The sequence below is a fragment of the Salinisphaera sp. T31B1 genome (assembly GCF_040361275.1).
GTDB lineage: Bacteria > Pseudomonadota > Gammaproteobacteria > Nevskiales > Salinisphaeraceae > Salinisphaera.
The window spans coordinates 307,906-327,686 of record NZ_APNH01000005.1 but is presented as its reverse complement, the minus strand read 5'-3'; the positions used below and the strand labels follow the sequence as shown (position 1 = coordinate 327,686).

Annotated in this window: 22 protein-coding genes; 13 read left to right on the top strand and 9 right to left on the bottom strand. The window is 59.5% G+C overall.

Annotated elements, in window-relative coordinates; all coding sequences use genetic code 11:
- Nucleotides 1-17: 17 nt before the first annotated feature.
- The 3 genes from T31B1_RS18275 to T31B1_RS18265 all read right to left on the bottom strand — a co-directional run bounded on the left by T31B1_RS18275 (nucleotide 18) and on the right by T31B1_RS18265 (nucleotide 969).
- Nucleotides 18-326, bottom strand: coding sequence for a hypothetical protein (locus T31B1_RS18275; protein ID WP_353250974.1), 309 nt, complete (start codon nucleotides 324-326; stop codon nucleotides 18-20).
- Between the two features lie 117 nt (nucleotides 327-443).
- Nucleotides 444-740 carry a type II toxin-antitoxin system RelE/ParE family toxin gene (locus tag T31B1_RS18270; RefSeq protein ID WP_353250973.1) on the bottom strand — a complete coding sequence of 99 codons (297 nt, stop codon included), beginning with the start codon at nucleotides 738-740 and terminating at the stop codon, nucleotides 444-446.
- Nucleotides 730-969 (bottom strand): type II toxin-antitoxin system ParD family antitoxin, encoded by a 240-nt coding sequence (locus T31B1_RS18265; RefSeq protein WP_353250972.1) that lies wholly within the window; start codon nucleotides 967-969, stop codon nucleotides 730-732. Before T31B1_RS18265 ends, T31B1_RS18270 begins: the two co-directional genes overlap by 11 nt.
- 576 nt (nucleotides 970-1,545) lie before the next feature.
- On the opposite strand from T31B1_RS18265, the gene T31B1_RS18260 reads away from it, so the two are divergent.
- From T31B1_RS18260 to T31B1_RS18235, 6 genes are all read left to right on the top strand, one after another.
- Entirely contained in the window at nucleotides 1,546-2,004 is a 459-nt protein-coding gene (locus T31B1_RS18260; protein ID WP_353250971.1) for a hypothetical protein, read from the top strand.
- 88 nt (nucleotides 2,005-2,092) lie between these two features.
- The gene (locus T31B1_RS18255; protein ID WP_353250970.1) at nucleotides 2,093-2,539 is read left to right on the top strand and encodes an antirestriction protein; all 447 of its coding nucleotides are present in this window, start codon (nucleotides 2,093-2,095) and stop codon (nucleotides 2,537-2,539) included.
- Between the two features lie 104 nt (nucleotides 2,540-2,643).
- Nucleotides 2,644-3,579, top strand: a complete 936-nt coding sequence (locus tag T31B1_RS18250; protein WP_353250969.1) for a JAB domain-containing protein — start codon at nucleotides 2,644-2,646, stop codon at nucleotides 3,577-3,579.
- Between the two features lie 340 nt (nucleotides 3,580-3,919).
- Nucleotides 3,920-4,438, top strand: coding sequence for a PH domain-containing protein (locus tag T31B1_RS18245; protein ID WP_353250968.1), 519 nt, complete (start codon nucleotides 3,920-3,922; stop codon nucleotides 4,436-4,438).
- Between the two features lie 67 nt (nucleotides 4,439-4,505).
- Complete coding sequence (gene dsbG / locus T31B1_RS18240; protein WP_353250967.1) at nucleotides 4,506-5,330, top strand: thiol:disulfide interchange protein DsbG; 825 nt, start codon at nucleotides 4,506-4,508, stop codon at nucleotides 5,328-5,330.
- A 122-nt stretch (nucleotides 5,331-5,452) separates the two neighbouring features.
- Nucleotides 5,453-5,656 (top strand): hypothetical protein, encoded by a 204-nt coding sequence (locus tag T31B1_RS18235; protein ID WP_353250966.1) that lies wholly within the window; start codon nucleotides 5,453-5,455, stop codon nucleotides 5,654-5,656.
- A 485-nt stretch (nucleotides 5,657-6,141) separates the two neighbouring features.
- On the opposite strand, the gene T31B1_RS18230 is transcribed toward T31B1_RS18235, so the two are convergent.
- A complete protein-coding gene (locus T31B1_RS18230) occupies nucleotides 6,142-6,573 on the bottom strand; it encodes a hypothetical protein (protein ID WP_353251076.1) in 432 nt (143 codons plus the stop codon).
- Nucleotides 6,574-6,991: 418 nt separating this feature from the next.
- On the opposite strand from T31B1_RS18230, the gene T31B1_RS18220 reads away from it, so the two are divergent.
- Nucleotides 6,992-7,171: a hypothetical protein gene (locus T31B1_RS18220; RefSeq protein WP_353250965.1), complete on the top strand. Its 180-nt coding sequence runs from the start codon at nucleotides 6,992-6,994 to the stop codon at nucleotides 7,169-7,171.
- 393 nt (nucleotides 7,172-7,564) lie between these two features.
- On the opposite strand, the gene T31B1_RS18215 is transcribed toward T31B1_RS18220, so the two are convergent.
- Nucleotides 7,565-7,843 (bottom strand): hypothetical protein, encoded by a 279-nt coding sequence (locus T31B1_RS18215; RefSeq protein ID WP_353250964.1) that lies wholly within the window; start codon nucleotides 7,841-7,843, stop codon nucleotides 7,565-7,567.
- Between the two features lie 91 nt (nucleotides 7,844-7,934).
- Here T31B1_RS18215 and T31B1_RS18210 point away from each other — a divergent pair, with 91 nt between their 5' ends.
- Genes T31B1_RS18210 through T31B1_RS18185 form a run of 6 tightly spaced genes read left to right on the top strand, consistent with a single transcriptional unit; the run spans nucleotide 7,935 to nucleotide 15,981 of the window.
- Nucleotides 7,935-9,245, top strand: coding sequence for a TolC family protein (locus T31B1_RS18210; protein WP_353250963.1), 1,311 nt, complete (start codon nucleotides 7,935-7,937; stop codon nucleotides 9,243-9,245).
- On the top strand, nucleotides 9,242-10,531 hold the full coding sequence (locus T31B1_RS18205; RefSeq protein ID WP_353250962.1) for an efflux RND transporter periplasmic adaptor subunit: 1,290 nt from the start codon (nucleotides 9,242-9,244) through the stop codon (nucleotides 10,529-10,531). The genes T31B1_RS18210 and T31B1_RS18205 overlap by 4 nt, the downstream gene beginning before the upstream one ends.
- 13 nt (nucleotides 10,532-10,544) lie before the next feature.
- Complete coding sequence (locus tag T31B1_RS18200; RefSeq protein ID WP_353250961.1) at nucleotides 10,545-13,649, top strand: efflux RND transporter permease subunit; 3,105 nt, start codon at nucleotides 10,545-10,547, stop codon at nucleotides 13,647-13,649.
- A 14-nt stretch (nucleotides 13,650-13,663) separates the two neighbouring features.
- Nucleotides 13,664-13,993 (top strand): P-II family nitrogen regulator, encoded by a 330-nt coding sequence (locus tag T31B1_RS18195; RefSeq protein ID WP_353250960.1) that lies wholly within the window; start codon nucleotides 13,664-13,666, stop codon nucleotides 13,991-13,993.
- Nucleotides 13,990-15,018 carry a tetratricopeptide repeat protein gene (locus T31B1_RS18190; RefSeq protein ID WP_353250959.1) on the top strand — a complete coding sequence of 343 codons (1,029 nt, stop codon included), beginning with the start codon at nucleotides 13,990-13,992 and terminating at the stop codon, nucleotides 15,016-15,018. Before T31B1_RS18195 ends, T31B1_RS18190 begins: the two co-directional genes overlap by 4 nt.
- Nucleotides 15,019-15,075: 57 nt before the next feature.
- On the top strand, nucleotides 15,076-15,981 hold the full coding sequence (locus T31B1_RS18185; protein ID WP_353250958.1) for a cation diffusion facilitator family transporter: 906 nt from the start codon (nucleotides 15,076-15,078) through the stop codon (nucleotides 15,979-15,981).
- Between the two features lie 157 nt (nucleotides 15,982-16,138).
- On the opposite strand, the gene T31B1_RS18180 is transcribed toward T31B1_RS18185, so the two are convergent.
- From T31B1_RS18180 to T31B1_RS18165, 4 genes are all read right to left on the bottom strand, one after another.
- Entirely contained in the window at nucleotides 16,139-16,852 is a 714-nt protein-coding gene (locus tag T31B1_RS18180; protein ID WP_353250957.1) for a ZIP family metal transporter, read from the bottom strand.
- A 548-nt stretch (nucleotides 16,853-17,400) separates the two neighbouring features.
- Complete coding sequence (locus tag T31B1_RS18175) at nucleotides 17,401-18,057, bottom strand: class I SAM-dependent methyltransferase (RefSeq protein ID WP_353250956.1); 657 nt, start codon at nucleotides 18,055-18,057, stop codon at nucleotides 17,401-17,403.
- A gap of 31 nt (nucleotides 18,058-18,088) precedes the next feature.
- Nucleotides 18,089-18,529 (bottom strand): CopD family protein, encoded by a 441-nt coding sequence (locus tag T31B1_RS18170; RefSeq protein WP_353250955.1) that lies wholly within the window; start codon nucleotides 18,527-18,529, stop codon nucleotides 18,089-18,091.
- A 101-nt stretch (nucleotides 18,530-18,630) separates the two neighbouring features.
- Nucleotides 18,631-19,584, bottom strand: coding sequence for a cation diffusion facilitator family transporter (locus tag T31B1_RS18165; RefSeq protein WP_353250954.1), 954 nt, complete (start codon nucleotides 19,582-19,584; stop codon nucleotides 18,631-18,633).
- Between the last annotated feature and the right edge of the window lie 197 nt (nucleotides 19,585-19,781).

Below are 19,781 nucleotides of genomic sequence, written 5' to 3'. Positions count from 1 at the left end.
TCCCTCTTTAAATGACGCTAATGATCATCCCGTTCATCAGAGCATATGAATGTGTCTCCGCGATACCAACCTGGGCCGGCAAGCCCATATCGCCATTCCAGGTCGCTATCATGATTGCTTTTAGGAATTCCATTCTTGAGCATCAGGCCCAGAATCGCTGCGACCGCCAGCACGATTAGAACGCTCTGCCAGTTCATGATGGCCAAGACGATGACCGTCGCCGCGAATGCCACAGCGGCGCCAACACCGAGCCAGCGCGCCATCGTTCGAAACCGCCCTTGGGGCGCCGCGGTCGACTGCGTCTGTGCGTTGTTGTCCGTGGTCATATCGCCTCCCTTTGAGACTTCTCCACTACAAAGCATAGCTCTGCCGGCGTATACCGGTAAACGGGCAACCGCTTCACTCCGACTTCACGTTGTTTTGCAGCGCCGCGTCTTTCGTATCTACAGCCGCATATTCGGATCCATAGCCGCATGGAGTATGCGCACAATGTCTAGATTGGTGGCCTGCGTGCGATACCAAACGACGTGCGAACCCATCGGAACGCTGCGTAGCCCCTGACGTATCTCGTCACGTAGCCGCCCGAGCTCCGGATTTTCGCTCAGTTGCTCGAATAGACGATCCACTTCATCCGAATAGCGCAGCCACTGCTCGTGGCCCCATCGCTCGCTCGTGTATTGCTGAATCTTTCGCAGATCCGTCGCCGCCGCTGGCGATAGACGGACGGCCTTAACCGGCATCCAATTCGGCTTTCAGGCTTTTCCAATCGGTATGCTCACCCCGGTCCAGCTGCCCGATTCCGGTATCGAGCTCGGCGCGCAACGCGGACAAGCGCGTTTCCTGGTCCTCCATTTGACGTAGTGACTCGCGGATGACTTCGCTGACGTTGCTATAGCGACCGCTGGCCAATTGTCTCTGAACGAATTGCTCGAAATGCGAGCTCAGAATGACGCTGGTGGTGCGTGGCATTGCATGGCCTCCTGCCAACTGTATTATCAAATAGTACACCTGGTGCGGGTCGGGTGCGAAGTATCTTTAGCGTCTCTGATCGCTATATATGTCAGGGCGGGCGAACGTTCGCCGCCGAACTAGCACCCCACGGACCTGAAAGACACCCTTGGGCATCCGCCGCATGCGGCCGCTGAGGGTGGGGCACCGCTTCCCGTTTTCTTGCCGAACCACGAGCCCTCAGGCGCGCATTCTCGGCGTGATACGCCGACGGGATCGAGCCGACGGTCCCAACCGAGGAATTCCCAAACGGTCGATTCGGCTTATAACCCGGCTTTGTTCATGAGGCTCGACGTTCGGCCGGATAGTTCTGAACCGACTGTTGACACGGCGGCACGATTTTGGCCAACCTATATATGTCAACCCTACCGCTGGGTATAAAGCGGCCCTTAAAGCCTCGCCGGATCGTGCGACGAGGCGGCTTTCGAGCTTCGATCCAAACTTCGTCATCGACTGCCGCTCTGCTGGCGGTTCTTTGCCCACCCAGGGAAATATCATCCCTGGGGATCGATGTTTCCCGCTCTCCGGAGAAACACCATGGCTTATCTCACCGAGGACGATCGTCAGACAATCCTCAACCGGGTGCATACCCATTTTATCGTCAATCGGCAGCCCGCCGGGCGGCTGAGCGGTGCCAGCTGTATCTATCGCAGCTACGACGACGAGGAACGTCTTGTGTCGTGTGCGATCGGTATTTGCGACACCGAAGGGCGACCCGATCGCGAACCGCTAGTCAACCTGTCGGTTTGCCAATTATACGATCAGGATACCGACGCGCTTTTCGATGTCTTCGGCCAGGCCGATCTCACGATCTCTGATATTGGCTTTCTGGCCGGTGTTCAGGGCGAGCACGACATCGCCGTGAAGAACGCGGCGGGGTCGGATCGCGTCTTCGACACGTTCTTCATCGACGAACTGGCACATCGGCTCGATCGTTTTGCCGGCGAACAAGGCCTCAATTCGCCGTGTTCGCCGAGTAGCCTCGGCACCGGCTGAATTGCTGACGCGAGACTTTTCACCCACCCCGGGGCAATTCCACCCCGTGCGGCGTGGTGTCTGCCCCTATTCACCAAGGAGCAACACCATGCCCTATGCAATTGACGAATCCGTCGACGGCCAGTCCATTCTCCTCACGGCAACGTGGGTTCCCGACCATCAACGGATGCGGTTCCTGCCTCGGTTTTTCGGCCGTGGCGCGAACATGCTGATCGGCGAATCCCTGGTTTACAACGCGCTGTCCGACTTGGCGCCGGACTACGATGGCGGCTATTGGACGTTTTACGAATTGAGCAACGGCGGCTATTACATGGCCCCGGATCTCGATTGCGACAGCATCCGGATCTGCTGTGCCGGCAACGGATACGAAGGCGACATGTCGCCCGATGCCGCCGGCGTCGTCGCGACACTTTTTGCACTCAATGCGTTGGTCTGGAAGACGCGCAGCCCAAGGCACGAGGAGATGTTCGATCGGCTGAGAGATTATGCCGGCGACCATACCGAAGGCCCGGCCATCTTCGCGGCCATCGACTGATCTGACTGCCTACCCGCTCGTTTCCAGCGAGCATTTTCGACCCACCGCGGGGCGCCCGACGCCCCGCTGGGCGTGGTGTGCCCTTTTTTCCAAGGAGCAAAACCATGCTGCTATCCATCACGCCGGACGAGTCCGCCATCGTCCAACAAGCCATCGAGATCATCGAGCGCGGACTCATTAAAAGGAACGTGCTCTCCGATCCCGCAGCCACGCGCGACTACTTGCGCTTGCAACTCGCCCGCCTCGAACACGAGGTCTTCGGGGCGATTTTTCTCGACACCCGGAACCGTGTCATCGATAACCAAACGCTGTTCCGGGGCACGCTTGACGGCGCTGCGGTCTATCCGCGAGAAGTCGCCAAGGAGTGTCTGATGCACAACGCCGCCGGCGTCATCTTCTACCACAACCATCCGTCGGGCGTTTCATACGCCATATCGGACAGTTTCAGCTGTCTTCATCCACCTGCGGGGAACACAGTGTCCTTGGCGGGCTCCGGTGTTCCCCTTTTTTACAGGAGCAGCACCATGGGATGGTTAATCACACAAGGCCAGACGAAGGCCGAACTCATCCAGCATCTCACCGAAGGTGATCCCAACCTGCGCACGCATCGCAAATGCGTGCGGGGCAACGTGCTCTGGACCGTTCAGGAAAACCTGAAATACCCCGAGTTTGGTCGATTCATCGTCGCTTATCTGATGGTGCGCGATCCGGGCTATGGCTGGGGCTACAAACCCGTCACCGAATCGATGGGACCGGCCGAGCTCTCGTGCCCGGTGTCCTATCTCGACGAGGTGCCGGTACCCGGCAGTGAGTTCGCCGCACCGTGGCGAGCGCGTGTTCGCCGGCGTCATGCCGACAAACAACGCCTCAAGCGCACGGTGACCGCGGCATCCATCGGCGACCAAGTCACGCTCACCGAGGGCTGTGTGCCGCAAACGGTGACGCTGGCCTCCAAGAAGCCGCTGATTGGTCGCGCCGACGACGGTTCACACTGGCGGATTCCACGCCAGTGCATCGCGTCGATCAAACCAGCAGTCTGATCCACATCCAGGCCCCTTTCGAGGGGCCTTCCTTTTTCCTCACAGTCGCTGTGGAAAACCTCGAATTTCGACCGCGCAATCGCTGACAGGTCGCGGCTCGACTGGGTGCTGGTCAGTTTCTGACCATCGCCGCGCCACGGTCCGGCCCAAACTCCGACACCGTGCCGTTAGATGTTGTATTGCCTGTCATGTCGAGACCGCACAGATTGCGTGTGACACTTGAGGCGATGAGACGCCCCATGCGGCTACCCCTAATTCCGCACGGTCGTGTCGGGATTTTTTGTTTTCGCAACGCGACTATCCCAGCAGATTAGTGCCGTCACTTCCCCTGGCACAGTCGATGAACGATTCAAGCGACGATGGCACCCATATCCCGGCCGGCCGTAAAGCGGCCCCTGGCACAGTCGAGGATGAACAGATCATCTGGTCGGCGGGCCCGGGTCAGGTCGTCAACCTACATGTCTATCTGATCGCCGCAATCGTCGCCGGCATTCCCGGCGTCTACGCCCCCTGGCCTTGGGCTGGTGTCGCCCTGGTACCCGTAGCGATCGCCGGCTTTTACGCCTGGTCGGTGCAGAGCATCCGTTATGCGCTCACGAATGAGCGTCTGCGCAAAACCTGGGGGATCCTGACGCGCCGCGGCGAGGAGGTCGAACTCTATCGTGTCGAAGATACGAATCCCACGGCGCCGCTTCTTTATCGTCTCTGCGGTCGCGGGAATGTTGAAGTGCTCTCGACCGACCGCAGCGCTGACAGCCTGACGCTCCGGGCAATCAAGGATTACGAGACGGTTCGAAATACGATCCGCGATCGCGTTGAGGCTATGCGTCGCGCCAAGGGCGTGCGTCTAGTCGAATAGATCGAGATCCGATCACAGCGGCACGCTGCCAGTGCGGCTGCACCCTTTCCAGAGACAAGAGCCCGCAATGAAACGACGCGACGTCACCGATCTCGCCCCGATCGCTCAAGGCCTCGTCCTCGCCTTTGGCCTGACGATCACCACCGCGTGGCCGGCTTGGTCAGCCCCGGCATCCAATACGCATTATCCGAAAGTGCTTCAGGACATGGTCGATGCCGGCAAGACGCAGGTCATGAAGCAATTTCCCACCGATAAGAACGGCCTCACGGGCTATCTCGTGGAGCACCGCGGCTACCAGACCGTCGTCTATGGCGAAGACGGCTATCTGATGCTGGGGCCGCTCTACGACCCACAAGGGCACAATCTGTCCAAGCAGTACGCGCGGAAGTACAAGCCGAAACCCGACATCGGCAAGGTCATCCATTCGCTCGACGCCGATCGCATGGTGACCGAAGGACCAAAGGATGCGCCGACACTGTATGTGTTCGCGGATCCAAACTGCATTTACTGCCACCACTTGTATCAGCAGGTCGAGCCTTTGGTGAAAGCCGGACGACTACGCATTCACTGGATCATGGTCGGTGTGCTCGGGCCGAGTAGTGTCGGCCGCGCCGCCACGATCCTGAAAGCCAAGGATCCAGCGGCGGATCTGGCTCGGAATGAATCGAATTTCGACGTCCAGCATGAGCAAGGTGGTATCGCGGTCGGACAACCCAAAGGTGCGCTTGGCCGCGTTCTAAAGACGAACCGACAGGCGATGTTCGACGTGGGTGGCAGCGGCACGCCCACCGTACTGTTCCGGGGCCGCGGCGGGCATTGGCATGAACGCGAAGGCATGCCGCCAAAAAGTTGGCTGGATCATTACGCCGACCTGCCGAGGCACAATGAATAAAGGCCTACTAACGAAAGTTGCGCTCGCCTGCCAAGTCGTCCTAAATCATGAATAGTGAGAGACAGAAGCAGCGTCATACCTGCCCGCCACACAATTAACCGACGCTCGCTCCAGGAGTGACCATGGTTAAAGTCGACGTTCCCTGTCCCGAGTGCAGCCAAACGCCCGTTACACGGCTGGATCTGATTGAGGGCGAGATCTGGATTTGCATGTCCTGCGGTCATCAAGAGATCATCGCCGGCGTCGACATAGAGGCGCAGCTGGATATACTGGCCGATCATGATCCCCAGCTCGTCGCCGGTTGGCGCGAGGCGCTGGGTATTTGAGTCCCGGTGCGTGATGACAGAACGACCGACGTCCGAAACCACCCAATGGGGCCCGTTGGCTAGTTCGTCGTGACATTAGTCACCGTGCTTTTTACATTCACCTTGATCGGCGTGGCGCACTGGTATCTAGCGAATACGCCAGCTGGGTCGGTGTTATTGCGCTGGTCCTCGCCCAGTAGAGCCGAAAACCCTGCAACGCTCCACTGCGAATCTCAAACTCTTTCTATTAAGCCGTATCTGAACGCCCTACACGCCAAGGGATCAAGAAATGGTCGATGAGGGAGAGTTCGACGCACAACGTCTTCGGGCTGCCAAGATCAGGATACGCGGGTTGTCATGAGTTCTTCCGGCGTCAGCGGTCGGTTCTTCTCGAAATTCAAAGAGCCAGAGCTGATCGATTCGGCGATATCGAGTTCGAGTTGGAATGCTGCCAGCCGGCGGCACTGGGCGAGTGGAAATTCCCCGACAGCCACTCACCCGTCGAATCAATGGCCAACATGCTCGATGCGGCCCGCGGAGTCGGCGCAGAGGACATCTACGCAACGCTGGCCGATGCCACGCCCGCTTAAATCGCAGCCACCGCCACGAGGTGTGCTTATTTTAAGAGCCCAGCGCCACACAACAAGCGCGACAACCATCAATAACCGGGCTCGCAGCGCCCCATGATTTGATGTAGGAGGGCTGCCGAGTTGTGACCTCAGATCCTTATCAAAAGCCGTCTGACCACTACGGGCGTATGTCAAAACGAGATGGATGATCGGCGCCAACCATTCGATACTTGCGCAAAAGAGAGCAAAACCAATGATGCCGCCCTCCCCGATCGAAGGCTGCGTCATTGTTGACAATTGATATGCATGATCGCGCGTGTCAACCAGCATTCTGCGCGGTGTGACCGAGTCGCCGACAGCGTCGAGCATTCGACGCCAACGTTAGATAGTGGTCGAGGTGGCAAATAGCCACGCCGTGTAAGCGCACCATCCAGCCTTGCCATCGACTGTGATACACATTGACGTTGGCACGTGAAACGCTGGACATCGTACGCGAATAGATTGACTGGCTCATGCGTCATGCCTCGATACCGGGCGTAGCATTGATCATTCGACGCACAATTCGGTCGGCATACATTTTCTCCTTAAGGACGAATACCTATCGTGTCATTAATGCTCTGGTAATCGACCGTTTTCAGCGCGTCCGAGCGGGTGCCCTCTCTGATCGCCCATGACGAGTGCCCCGACTTCGCCGTCGAGATCATGAGCTTTTCGACTCTTATTCGTCCCGCCACTGCGCTGGTGTGGCGGGACTTCCAGCGATCGTGAGCCCTTGTACGATCGGCGTATGAACGTCTCATCCATCTCGGCAATCCCGGTTGGTCTGGACGGCCGCCTGCGCAGCCAGCAACCGGTGGCGCAAGCGAAAAGCCGTATTGCGAAGAACGCCGGCCTCGCTGGTTACTCGACGCATTCTTTCGCCGTCGATCAGCATCTGAGCGAATACGTGCTAGGCATATCGCGATGACCCAGCTGAGAGAGTAGCGTGCCTGCCAACGCAGTTAACGTAGGGCGACAGGCGTGGCTCTTAGAGCGTTGATAGCCACCGGCATGACCAAACCGTGACGAGCCCGCCGCACAGCACCAGAGCGCAATACTCGCCACACACTAACGACAAGTTAGCGAGAGATCTTGCCAGTCCATTGGCAAACATGAAGAGTGTCAACAGGCGATGAATCCGCTGCGCATGACTTCGAATGGCCCCGGCCCAGTAAGCGTCTGCAGGGAATATTGCATATATCGTATTTTTTAATCGTCAGCCACATTACGTCGGACATTACGCGGGCTGTTAGCAATTCGTGTAGTATCTAAGCTCATGTGGATTCGCAATCATACTGCCGCTCGCTGGCTGGCCACAGCTCTAGTGTGCCTGGTCGCGTTGAGCGCGCAGTCCTGGGCGAGCCATCTGCACTGGTCGGCGAGCGATCAGCAAGCGGTCGCCGGCCAGACGACCGACCACGTAGCGGACAGCACCGATAGTGCGGGTACAGCCGGGCAACCGGACCTCGGTCATAACGATCATTGCGGCCATGCCGGGACCCACCACATAGGCCTCAACGAAGAGGCGGTTGACCTGCCGGCAGGCGGCGCGGCGATAGTTGATGTCACCGACCGTGATGGTTACCGGAGCATCGATCACCGGCCACCGGTTGAGCCTCCTATAGTCTGAATCCTTTCGCGCTCCCAACTGCGGGCTTCTTGCCCGTGTTCTCTTGCGATGAGGATTCTCAATGTTTACTCGTTACTTCCGGGCAAGCGCTTTGGCGTTTGGCCTGTGTTTAATGGCGTCGGCCGTCCCGGCGTTCGCTGTCACCCAGATTCCCCAACCGCTGACGCTGGACGCAGCGCTGGCGTGGGCTCAGCAATATAATCCCGCCGTACGTGCCGCTCGCCTTCAGGTCGAGCGTCTGACCGGCGAAGCCATCCATGCCGACGTCGCGGTCCCGTCGAATCCGCGGGTCGAACTGGAAGCCGGCCAGCGCAGTAGCCGGCTGCAGGATTCGACCGATATCGGCGTGCAGGTCAGCCAGGAACTCTGGATCGCCGGGCAAGGTGGTCTGCGCCAGGCCGCGGCCGAAAGCGACGTCGGCGCGGCGCGCGCGGACTACGCCTTCCTGCAAGCCTCGGTGCAGGCCCGAACCCGCGCGGCTTTTTTGTCCCGCTTGGTGGCACAGCGTGCGGTGGATACCGCGCGCCAGGTTGTAGACGCCAACGACAAGCTGGCGACCTACGCCCAAAAGCGTCTCGACGCCGGCGCGGGAACCCAGTTGGAGGCCAACGCGGCCACGCTCGGTCAGAGTCGAGCGCAGGCACTGTTGGCGCGCGCTCGAAATCGGGCACGCCAAGCCGGGCTGGTGCTCAACGACCTGTTGGCGATCGACCCGCAGCGACGGCTCGCGATCAAGGGCGATCTGGGCTTCGCACCGCTTGATTTACCCACGAACGAGCAACTGCTCACCCGCGCGGTCGCACGGCGCACGGACCTCAACGCTGCGGCCCAGCGCGTGGTGGCCGCGCAAAAGCGGCTGTCGCTCGCGCAACGCCAGATCATCCCCAACCTCACGGTATTCGGGTTCTACCGCCAGGAGGCCGACGGCAAGGGCAGCGGCGGCGAAGATATTACCGGCGTCGGTATCGGCTTCGACGTGCCGATTCTTCATCGTTACGCCGGTGAGCGCAAAAGCGCCAGTGCGCAGCTTGGCCAAGCGCAGCTCGAGCAGGACAACCTCCAGCGCGAGGTGCGCCTGCAGATTCTGGCCGGGATTTCCGACTATGACGCCGCCAGCCAGCAGGTCGCAGCACTCAACGACGCAATCCTGAATGCCGCCCAGCAGACGCTCGATCTCACGCGCCGCTCGTTCGCGGCCGGCCAGGTGGCCGCACCCGCGATCACCACGGCCCAGAACAATCTCATCGCGGTGCGCCAGGACTACCTGAACGCGCTATCCGCCCTGATTGCCGCCGGCACCGATCTCGAACGCGCCACGGGCGGGTTGGTCGTGATGCAGAGCGCAGACAATTCCTCGGAGCCCAATCAATGATTTGTCGCAGCAGTTTTTCCCTGTTTTTCATTGCAGTGGCGTTGACCGTTGCCGGTTGTAGCGACACCGGTGGCCAGCCCGCGCCGCCGTCCAATAACCAGACCCCGGAGAAGGCGTCGCAACAGGGCGCCGACAACGCGGATAAGCACGATTCCGAGCCGACGCACGACAGCGAAAACGCGGCTGGTCGAGAGGATCATGCCGATGAAGAATCCCCGGACCGGGTCCATCTGACGCCCGCCCAACGCAGCCGACTGGATATAAAGGTCGGCAAGGCCGGATCGGGCAGTGCGACCGCAGTGGTCAGCGCGCCGGCCACGGTTGCCTTTGACAGCGATCGAGTGGCGCGTATCGGTCCGCGCTTGAGCGCCAAAGTGCTCAAAGTCACCGCTGATCTGGGCGCTCGGGTCGAGGCCGGCGATACCGTCGCGATCCTAGACAGCGTCGCATTGGGCCAGTCGAAGGCAGCGTACCTGACCGCAGCCGCGCGCTACCAGACCCGCTTGGCGGCGTATCAGCGCAACAAGAAGCTGGCCGACGACAAGATTATCAGCGAGGCCACGTTGCTCGAGTCGCGGGCGAAGTATTCACAGGCACGGGCAGAGCGCGAAGCCGCGCGTGGCGAGCTCAAGCTCTACGGCATGAATGAAGCCGCTATCGACAATATCGGGTCGAACAACGGTGCGCCGCTGTCGCGCTACCCACTCACGACACCGATGGCTGGCGTTGTCCAGCAGCGCGATCTGGTGCCGGGACAATCGGTCAGCGCCAACGAAACGCCGATTCATGTCGTTGACAACAGCCGCATGTGGGTGATTATCGAAGCCGATGAGCAGTCGCTGCCGCGGCTGCAAACAGGCTTGACGGTCAAACTGACGGTTCGTCCATTGCCCGACCAGGCCTTCACCGGCACGGTCGACTGGATTTCGGCCGAACTGGATGCACAGAGCCGCACGGTGCGCGTGCGCGCCACCGTCGACAACCCGGACGGCGTGCTCAAGACCGGCATGTTCGGGACCGCCCGCATACAGACCGAATCCGAACGCCAATTCGCGCTGGTGCCTATCGATGCCGTACAGAGCATGGGTGAACGCGACATCGTGTTCGTGCCCGGCGATGAATCCGGCGCGTTCCACGCGGTGCCCGTGAAGCTCGGCGATGAGGGGGGCGGCCAGGTCGAGATACGCCAGGGACTGAACGCGAACGACGCGGTTGTCACCCACGGGTCCTTCGATTTGGCTTCCGCGATGACGGCCGGCGGCCGCAGCGCGGCGCACAGCCACTAATCCGGAGCCGCACATGATTGATGCAATCGTTCGCTATGCCATAGCGAACCGTCTGATGGTGCTCGTGGCGATTATCGCGCTGGCTATCGGCGGTTACTTGTCTTATAACCAACTGGCGGTAGACGCGTACCCGGACGCGTCACCAACCCTGGTACAGATCTTTACGGCCTCGCCCGGATTATCGCCGGTCGATATCGAAACGCAAATTTCCTACCCCATCGAAATCAGCATGTACGGCCTGCCCGGTCTGGACAAGGTGCAATCGACGTCCATCTTCGGCCTGTCCCGGGTGAGCGTCTATTTCGAGGACGGCACCGATATCTATTTTGCCCGCCAGCTGGTCAGTCAACGCCTGACGGCTGCGCGCCGCGAGATACCGACCGGGCTGGGCGAACCCCAGCTCGGGCCGATCACCACCGGCCTGGGCAATATCCTCAAGTACACTCTGGAAGCCGAAGACGGCGCGGATTTCTCGCTGATGGAAAAACGCGAGATTCAGGACTGGATCGTCAAGCCGCAGCTGTTGACGGTACCCGGCGTGACCGGCGTACTGTCGATTGGCGGCGAGGAAAAACAGTATCAGGTGCGCCTCGACAGCAATGCGCTGTTGGCGCGTGACCTGACCGTGGCCGACGTGCGCGGTGCGCTTGAGGCCAACAACCGCAACGTCGGCGCGTCGTTCATTGAACGCGGCGGCGAGGAATATATCGTGCGCGGCTACGGCTGGATCGCGGCCGACGCGCAAGGCCTGGCGGATATCCGCAATATCGTGGTGGCCGAGAATAACGGCACACCGGTCACGATCGGCGATGTTGCAGAGGTGCAATATGGGGCGGCCATTCGCCGTGGCACGCAACTGGCCAGCGGCGAAGAAGCCGTCGGCGGCTATGTGCTCAAGTTGATTGGCACCAATACCCAGCAGGTATTGGCTGACGTCGAGGAACGGATCGACACGATCGAATCCTCGTTGCCGGACGGTCTGCATATCAACGCCTACTATTCGCAGGCGAATTTGGTCGAAAAAGCGATCGGCACCGTTGAGGATGCGTTGCTCGAAGGCGCGGTGCTGGTGTTCATCCTGTTGTATCTGTTCCTCGGCAACCTGCGCTCGACGCTGATCGTGGTGGCCAGCCTGCCGCTGTCGGTGTTGGTCGCGTTCATCGCCATGAACGCGGTCGGCCTGTCGGCCAACCTCATGAGTCTGGGCGGGCTCGCGATCGGTATCGGCATGATGGTCGATGGCTCAGTGGTGATGATCGAGAACATCTTCCGGCATATGGAAGAACGCGCCGGGGAAGACATCTCGATGCTCCGGCTGGTCAGCGAGGCCGCGCGCGAAGTTGCACGTCCGATCACGTTCGCCATGGCCATCATCATCATCGTCTTCCTGCCGCTGTTCACCCTGCAGGGCGTGGAAGGCAAGCTGTTCTCGCCGATGGCCTATACCATCAGCTTTGCCCTGCTGGGCGCGTTGCTACTGGCCCTCACGCTGGTGCCGGTATTGACCACGATGGTGTTCAAGAAGGACAGCGTGCACGGTGAGCCGCGGCTGATCGGCTGGATCAAGCGCGGTTATCGGCCGATGCGCGATGCGGTACTCAAGGTGCCGGCCGTGGTGCTGGGGGTGGCCGTGGTCCTGTTCATCGCGAGTCTGGCAATCTTCCCGCAGCTGGGTACGGAATTCGTTCCGACCCTTCGCGAAGGCACGTTCATGGTGCGATCGACCCTGCCGCCCGGCGCGAGCCTGGATTCGGCAATCGAATACGGCAAGCGCGTCGAATCGGTGATGGGCGATTTCCCGGAAGTCACCGGCAGCTACTCGCGGGTCGGCCGCGCCGAGGTGGGCGGCGACCCGGAACCGGTCAATGTCGTGGCTACCACGGTCAATCTGAAACCGTTGGATGAGTGGCAGTCGGGTCGTTCCTACGAGCAGTTACAGTCGGCGATGTCGGAAAAGGTCAACGAGCAAATTCCGGGGCTGGCCAATAACTTCTCGCAACCGATCCAGCTGCGTACCGATGAATTGCTCTCCGGGGTGCAGGCTCAGCTGGTCGGCAGTATTTTCGGGGAAGACCTGGATACGCTGGCTCGTCTCGGCCAGGAGGTGAGTGTGCAGGCACGCCAAGTGCCGGGTGCGGTCGACGTACGCACGCAGCAGCAAAGCGGCAAGCGCCAGATCGTGGTCAAGCCGGATCGCGGCGCGCTGGCGCGCTACGGGATCGCCGTGGATGACGTGCTCAGCACGCTCAACGTGGGCGTGGGTGGCGCGACTGTCGGCCAGGTGTTCGACAACGTGCGTCGATTCGATATCTTCCTGCGCCTACAGAAAGATCAGCGCGAGCGTCTGGATTCCATTCGGGCGCTGCCGCTCCGCAGTAGCAGCGGTGAGATCGTGCCGTTGTCGCGGGTCGCCGATATCGAGGTCTATACCGGGCCGAAGAAAATATCGCGTTCCAAGGCCAGCCGGCGGATCTATGTGCAGATGAACGTGCGCGGCCGCGACATGGGCAGCGTGGTGCGCGATCTGCGCCAGCGTATCGACGCCAACATCGATATGCCGCCGGGCTATTTCGTCGAGTTCGGCGGCCAGTTCAAGAACCAGCAGCGCGCCATGGCCCGACTGTATCTGGTCGTGCCGGTCACGCTGGGGCTGATCTTTCTACTGTTGTTCAGCGCGTTCGGCAGCCTGCGCTATGCCGCCCTGATCTTCTTGAACGTGCCGTTCGCGATCACCGGCGGCATCTTCGCGCTCTGGGTTTCCGGGCTCTATGTCTCGGTGCCGGCAGCCGTGGGCTTTATCGCCGTATTCGGCGTGGCGGTGCTAAACGGCGTGGTGCTGGTGTCTTATATCAATCAGCTGCGCGATCAGGGCATGGAAATGGCCGAAGCCGTGCGCACGGGCGCCGAGCACCGGCTACGTCCGGTTCTCATGACGGCGTCGGTCGCCATTCTCGGGCTGATTCCGTTGTTGCTGGCTGACGGTATCGGCTCGAACGTGCAGCGCCCGCTGGCCGCCGTCGTCATCGGTGGGCTCATCACTTCGACGCTGCTCACGCTGTTGGTGCTGCCGAGCATCTACCGCTGGTTCGCCGAACCTCGGCGCGAAGTCGACGTGTAAACAGGAGGAAACCCATGAAAGAAATAAAAGCCTACGTGCGTGAGCACATGCTCGACAAGGTCATCGATGCATTGGCCGCGATCCCGGGAATGCCCGGGATCGCCGTCGTGCACCTCCGTGAATACGGCCACGCGACAGATGAGGGCGGACTAGTACGAATTGATATGGCAAAACTGGAGATCGATGTCGGCGACGCCTTGGCCGATAGAGTGGTGGAGGTAATCGTCGCTCATGCCCGCACCGGGAGCGGACACCCTGGCGATGGTCGGGTTTTTGTGTCCGACCTCGGTCGAGCCGTTCGAATTGCCGATGGCGGACACGACTCTGATATGGGGGCGCCATGAGCCGCCATGACATCCGTAAACTGACGGGTCTCGCGTTGATATGTGCCGTCCTGCTTAGCGCCTGCTCGGCCGATCAATCGCCCGATATAACGGTCGAAAACGAAGCAGTTCGGACCCGTATCCTCAAGACCTACGAGCGTGCACAGGCGGGCGAAGCGGAGGCTCAGAATTCGATCGGAAAAGCCTATGCTATCGGCGATGGACTGAGGAAGGACGAGGACAAGGCCCGCGAGTGGTTCCAACGCGCCGCAGAACAGGGTCATCCGGTGGCCCAGTACAATATGTATTTGTTGCTGACTCAAGGCGTCGATGTAAGCGAGAAAGACGCCGAGCAGGCATCGAAATGGCTGCATGCCGCCGCCGACCACGAATTGGTACTGGCCCAGTTCCGCTTGGCCGAGCTGTATCGCAAAGGCGAGGCCAACGAGCCCCGAGACTTGGCGCGTGCTGCAACTTTGTATGAGTCTTCCGCCGCCCAGGGGTATGCGCCAGCTCAATATAATATTGGGCGGCTGTACGAAGATGGGCGAGGCGTGACGAAGAACGAGGCTACGGCGTTCTTGTGGTTCATCAGAGCTGCTAGGCAGGGCGTGGTTGACGCCCAGATAAAAGTCGGTACGAAATACGCATCGGGCAGTGGGGTCGCAGCCGATGATGAAAAAGCGTTCCGCTGGCTCGAGCGCGCTGCTTTTCGCAATTCGCCGATCGCACAATACAACCTCAGTGCGCTGTATGCGCTCGGCAAAGGAGTCGAGAAGAATCTCGTCAAAGCGTACGCTTGGTCTGAATTGGCTGCCAGTCAAGGTGTTCCTGCTGCCATCAAGAACCGCGAGGCTTTCCCGAAAGTACTAGGCCCCGAACAGCTTGAGCAGGCGAAAACACTCTCAAAACAATTGGCCGCCCAAATTGCACCCGCGCAAACCCATGGCCATCGGGAAAACAGCTATTTCGATAACGGAAGCTCGGATCCGATTTCGGGTTTGGAAGCCTTCGAGTCGCGCTCTCAGGCGGGCGATGCGAACTAATCCGCTTGGCAAGATATAGAGCCTTGGATTATTGACCCAACCTGTCAGGAGATAATCATGTCAGGACATGACCACAGTCATAGTCACGGCAGCACTAACCTGCTGTTGGTTGCCTTGTTATTCACGACCGCATATGCGGGCGTCGAAGTAGTGGGCGGCCTATGGGCCAACTCGTTGGCCTTGGTGGCCGACGCCGGCCACATGATCACGGACTCCATGTCACTAGGAATCGGTGCTTTTGCGGCGTGGCTGAGCCAGCGTCCCGCCTCTACAAATCACACCTATGGGCTTCCCCGAGCCGAAGTGATAGGTGCACTGGTCAACGTTCTGTTCATGTTCGGCATTGTCGTCTGGATCGTTATTGCAGCGATAGAGCGGCTGGCCAATCCGCAACCGGTTGGCGGCGCCACGGTGATGGCCGTCGCGTTCGTCGGCCTGATCGTGAATATTGCCGTAGCCTGGCTTCTGATGCGCGGCGAAAAAAGCATAAACGTGCGAGCGGCGCTGTTGCACGTCGTGGGCGACTTGGCTGGCTCAGTGGCCGCGCTTGCGGCCGGCTTGATTATCTATATGACCGGCTGGCTGCCGATCGATCCGCTTTTATCACTGTTCATCAGCGTGTTGATTGCCATCGGTAGTGTTGGCATTCTACGCGACGTATTGCGAGTACTCATGGAAGGTGTCCCGAAGGGCATTGATGTCAGAGAAGTCGAGCGGGAATTGGTCAAGATTGACGGCGTCACAGGCGTTCATCACGTGCACATTTGGTCGTTGTCATCGAGCCGCCATGCCCTCTCGGCCCACGTCCAGCCAGTTGACATGACTCAGTGGGAAGCACTTCTCCCACAACTGCAAGCGGTGCTCAACGAGCGATTCGAGATCACACACACGACGTTGCAGGCCGAAACATCAGTAAACCTGGCTGATTGTGAGACGAGTACAGGTGACGAGAAGCGGTCGTGACGGTTTACGACCGTCGAGAGCCGCCGCCCGAGTGTGGCGCCTTGCCTTTCTCGCCGAATGAGACGAGGTCCCCTCCTGCGGAAGCGGTTTTTAGATCGCAGCGAGCGGTCAATTCACGAAACAGAAAAGCTCGTACGCTAAGTCTCTGTGGTAGTAGCTACGCGAGCGCCTGCTCAATCAGGAGATAGCAGAGGAAGCCGATGAAGAAAGTGGCCGACCCGAATGCGGTATCGCCCTGTTCATGCGCTTTGACAAGCAGCTCTTCGGTCACCAGATACATGAACACCATGGCGCCAAAGCCCAGCACGGCGGCCATGACCGGTTTTGAGGCGCCAGTAAGCACGGCGACACCCAATGCCGTACCGACAATCGTAAATAGGGCAAGGCCAGTCGGCAGTGAGATCAATGCCCAAGGCGACCGGGTCGGCAGAGTTGCCGCGAGGGCGAGGCCGACGAACAGATATTCCAGCGTAATCGCGATGGTGAGCAAGATGCCGGTTTGGCTGTTGTTAGCGAAGCCGGCACCGAGCACCACGCCGTCAATAAAGAAGTCGATGCCGATGGTCGCGATCAGACCGATCGCCAGCGGCGAACCCTGCCGCTTTGCCCGTCGCTCTTTTGCATCACTGATGTGACGCATCGCGAACATAACCAGAATCACCAGCCCGGAACCGACGATGGCGGGTAGCGGCGCCGAGTGCAATACGCCCGGAACAAGTTCGATAGCCGCTGCCGCGAATACAATCCCGGCGGCCAAGTGCTGCACGGCGCTGGTTGCCTGTTCTCCAGGCGCTCGGATCGCGGCCACGACCCCCGACAGTGCGGCAGCGGCAACCGGAATCAGCGTGTAGAGCTGCGGTTGTAGATACAAGGCAGGGTTCCCTCAAGCGGAACCTGTAGACACTGAGGGGGCACTATATATAAAATAATAATTAATTCAACGTATTATGATGCTTTATTATTAAGTCCGAGCTGTGTTGTCCTGTGTCTGCCAAATCGCGGTACGCGGTATTGAATACCCTATTACCGCGTGGGGATTGTTGTCCTTTACGTGCATCGACACTTTCCAATCTTGCGACGCCCACGGATGGCTCGGTGTTTTAAGAATAAGGCCGCACTTATACCCTTACGTCTCGTGGCGACCGCTACCGCGCAGGCAAATACCTAACTCAAGAACACCCGACTCAGCACGATAACTAACCTAGCGAGCGCCGTATTGCTTGGTCTCGTGCTAAACGCCTTGTTCCACGGGTGGTGGGCCGGTCGATTGGCGACCCATTGGCGAGCTTGGCGATTTGCTTCTATCCGTTTTCAGAACGCACTACGGCTTGGGATGCAGCCTGAACGGTCTAAAAATCGCGCATGGACGAGGAAAAAACGTGATTTTGCGCCTGGTTTGGGCGGTACTCGCACTCGTGATTAGTTTTCTTTCGGAGCCGTACCGGAACAGATATAAGCGGCGCCAAAATAAAGTTCGCGGGTCTCAACCTGCTCGAAGTACCGTTCGATCGCAGTCGCCGGTCGGCGCCTGACGATATCGGGTGTCACCCCGGCCGGCCGATTCAAAAAGACAGCCAACCGAGCCAGCCAGGTTGGCCAGCGCTCCGGCCATTGCAACTCAAAATTGGCAATCCGCGCGCCCGCATTCACAGAGGATGCGACTTTCGCGACCACGTCGCCGTAATCGGGCACAGTGGCCAGCGCCAGGGTCGATAAAATGCCGTTCGCCTGCGGCGGCAAATAGAACGTTGACATGTCCGCCTCGATCAACGTCACATTATTCCATCCGGCCTTCTGTACGCGATGCTTCGCCTTTGCCAACATCGCCGGTGTTAGATCCACACCGATAATATGACCGGAGTCACCGACCGCGGCATGTAAATACGAGAAATTCAAACCGGTACCACATCCCAGATCGACCACGGTATCGCCCGGCCGAAGTTGCAACGCAGCAACGGTCTCTTGTCGATATGTCTCGATACGCAAACCAACAGCTCGATACAACCCCAATCCGGGGTCGTAGATACGGGCCAGTGTGTTGTAGCGCTTGCGAAACTCGTTTTTGTCCCACGCCATATGAACTCCCGGCTACTCAACCCATGGAAGCCTAAAAAGGCTTGATCTCGACGAGCGAGAGAATCAGGAACAGCAACACGATGGGCATCGCGCTCATGGCCTGAAAGTAACCCCGCGTGCCGTGATTGCGGTTTTCGCGAAATTTCTTGTTTTGCAACTGGCACCAGCCATGGAAGCCGAGCAGAAGTAGGACGAGAACGAGCTTGGCATGAAACCAGCCGTTGTGAGCGATCCAGCTTCCCCCGAGGAGAACCAGCATCCACACCCCGGCAATGATCGTGACGCCTGCTCCGACCGACATCAGCCGCGATAGATTCCGCTCGATCGTACCCGCCAAGAGCACGGAGCTCTGATCACTTCTTGGTCGGTCTTTCGCGCCGGCGTGATACACGAACAAGCGCGGCAGGCTGACCAGGCCGGCCAGCCAAATGACCATGAAAGTGATATGAAAGACCTTCAGCCAGACGAGCATCGAACCCTCAAGGGATCGCGTTTAGATCAGTGGCGCCATCAAAGCGCCCGGGACAGGGGCAAGGCAGTTGCGGGCCTAGTAGAGCGCGCGGCCGACACCGTTTATGCGTGCCCGCCAGCGAACACACAGGAATCGCCCGGACCTTCCCTTGTACCGATACGCGCCGAGTCATCAGTCACATGTTCGGCCTGGAGCGTACTGTGCTCAATCTTGAAGTCGTCGTGCAGCATCGTTTGGACGGCGCGCCGGATCGCATGGCAGTCGGCGTTCGTGCCGACCAGAATATCGCCCGACAGGCAGGCCATGCCCGACGTAACTTCCCAAACATGCAGATCCTCGACGCCCAAGACGCCGGGCACGTCGCGGATGGCGGCATCCAGGGTTGTCGGATGCAGGCCGGCGGGCGCGGCCTCAAGGAAGACGCGCCCGGATTCACGCACAAGACCGATGCCGGCCTTGAACATCAGCCCGGCCACGATCAGCGCGGCCACCGCGTCCAGGCGATACCAGCCGGTCCACCAGATGGCAAAGCCCGCAATCGCGGTCGCAATAAAAGCATAGAGGTCGGTCAGGATATGCTGAAAACTGCCTTCGACGTTGAGGCTTTCGCGATTGGCCTTGCTCAGAGCCCAGGTCGCGCCGAGATTGAACACGATGCCGACAAGCGCCACCACCCCGACAAACAACCCGTCGACCTGCGGCGGTGCGACTAGCCGCATGACGCCCTCGATGACGAACCACACCGATAACAGCAGCAGCGTGATGCCGTTGGCTTGTGCGCTCAGGATTTCAGACCGCTTTAGCCCGAATGTGAATCGCCCGCTGGCGGGCCGGCTTGCCAGGCGCATGGCAACGAGTGCCAGCCCAATCGCGCCCGCGTCGGTGAGCATATGGCCGGCGTCCGCGATCAATGCCAGCGAATTGACGATAATACCGACCACGACCTCGACCACCATGAAGGCGACTAACAGCCCGAGGGCGGTATACAGATAGCGTCGATCCGCATCGGCAGAAATGGCATGTCCGTGATCGTGATGACTATGATCATGACTCATAAGAAGCTCCGTTTTCGCTGCGCTCGAACGACCGATACGCTGTGTGGTGTTCCGCTGAGTGGATTTTCATTGTTACAGTTGAATATATGTTTGCATGATGGCGTTACACATATTGCGGCCCTAATCCGTCTCAAGAAAGTCGATGCAATTTTCGTTAATTCCGAGTGGGCTCCAGTCAAAAGCGATGAGCCCTTCAA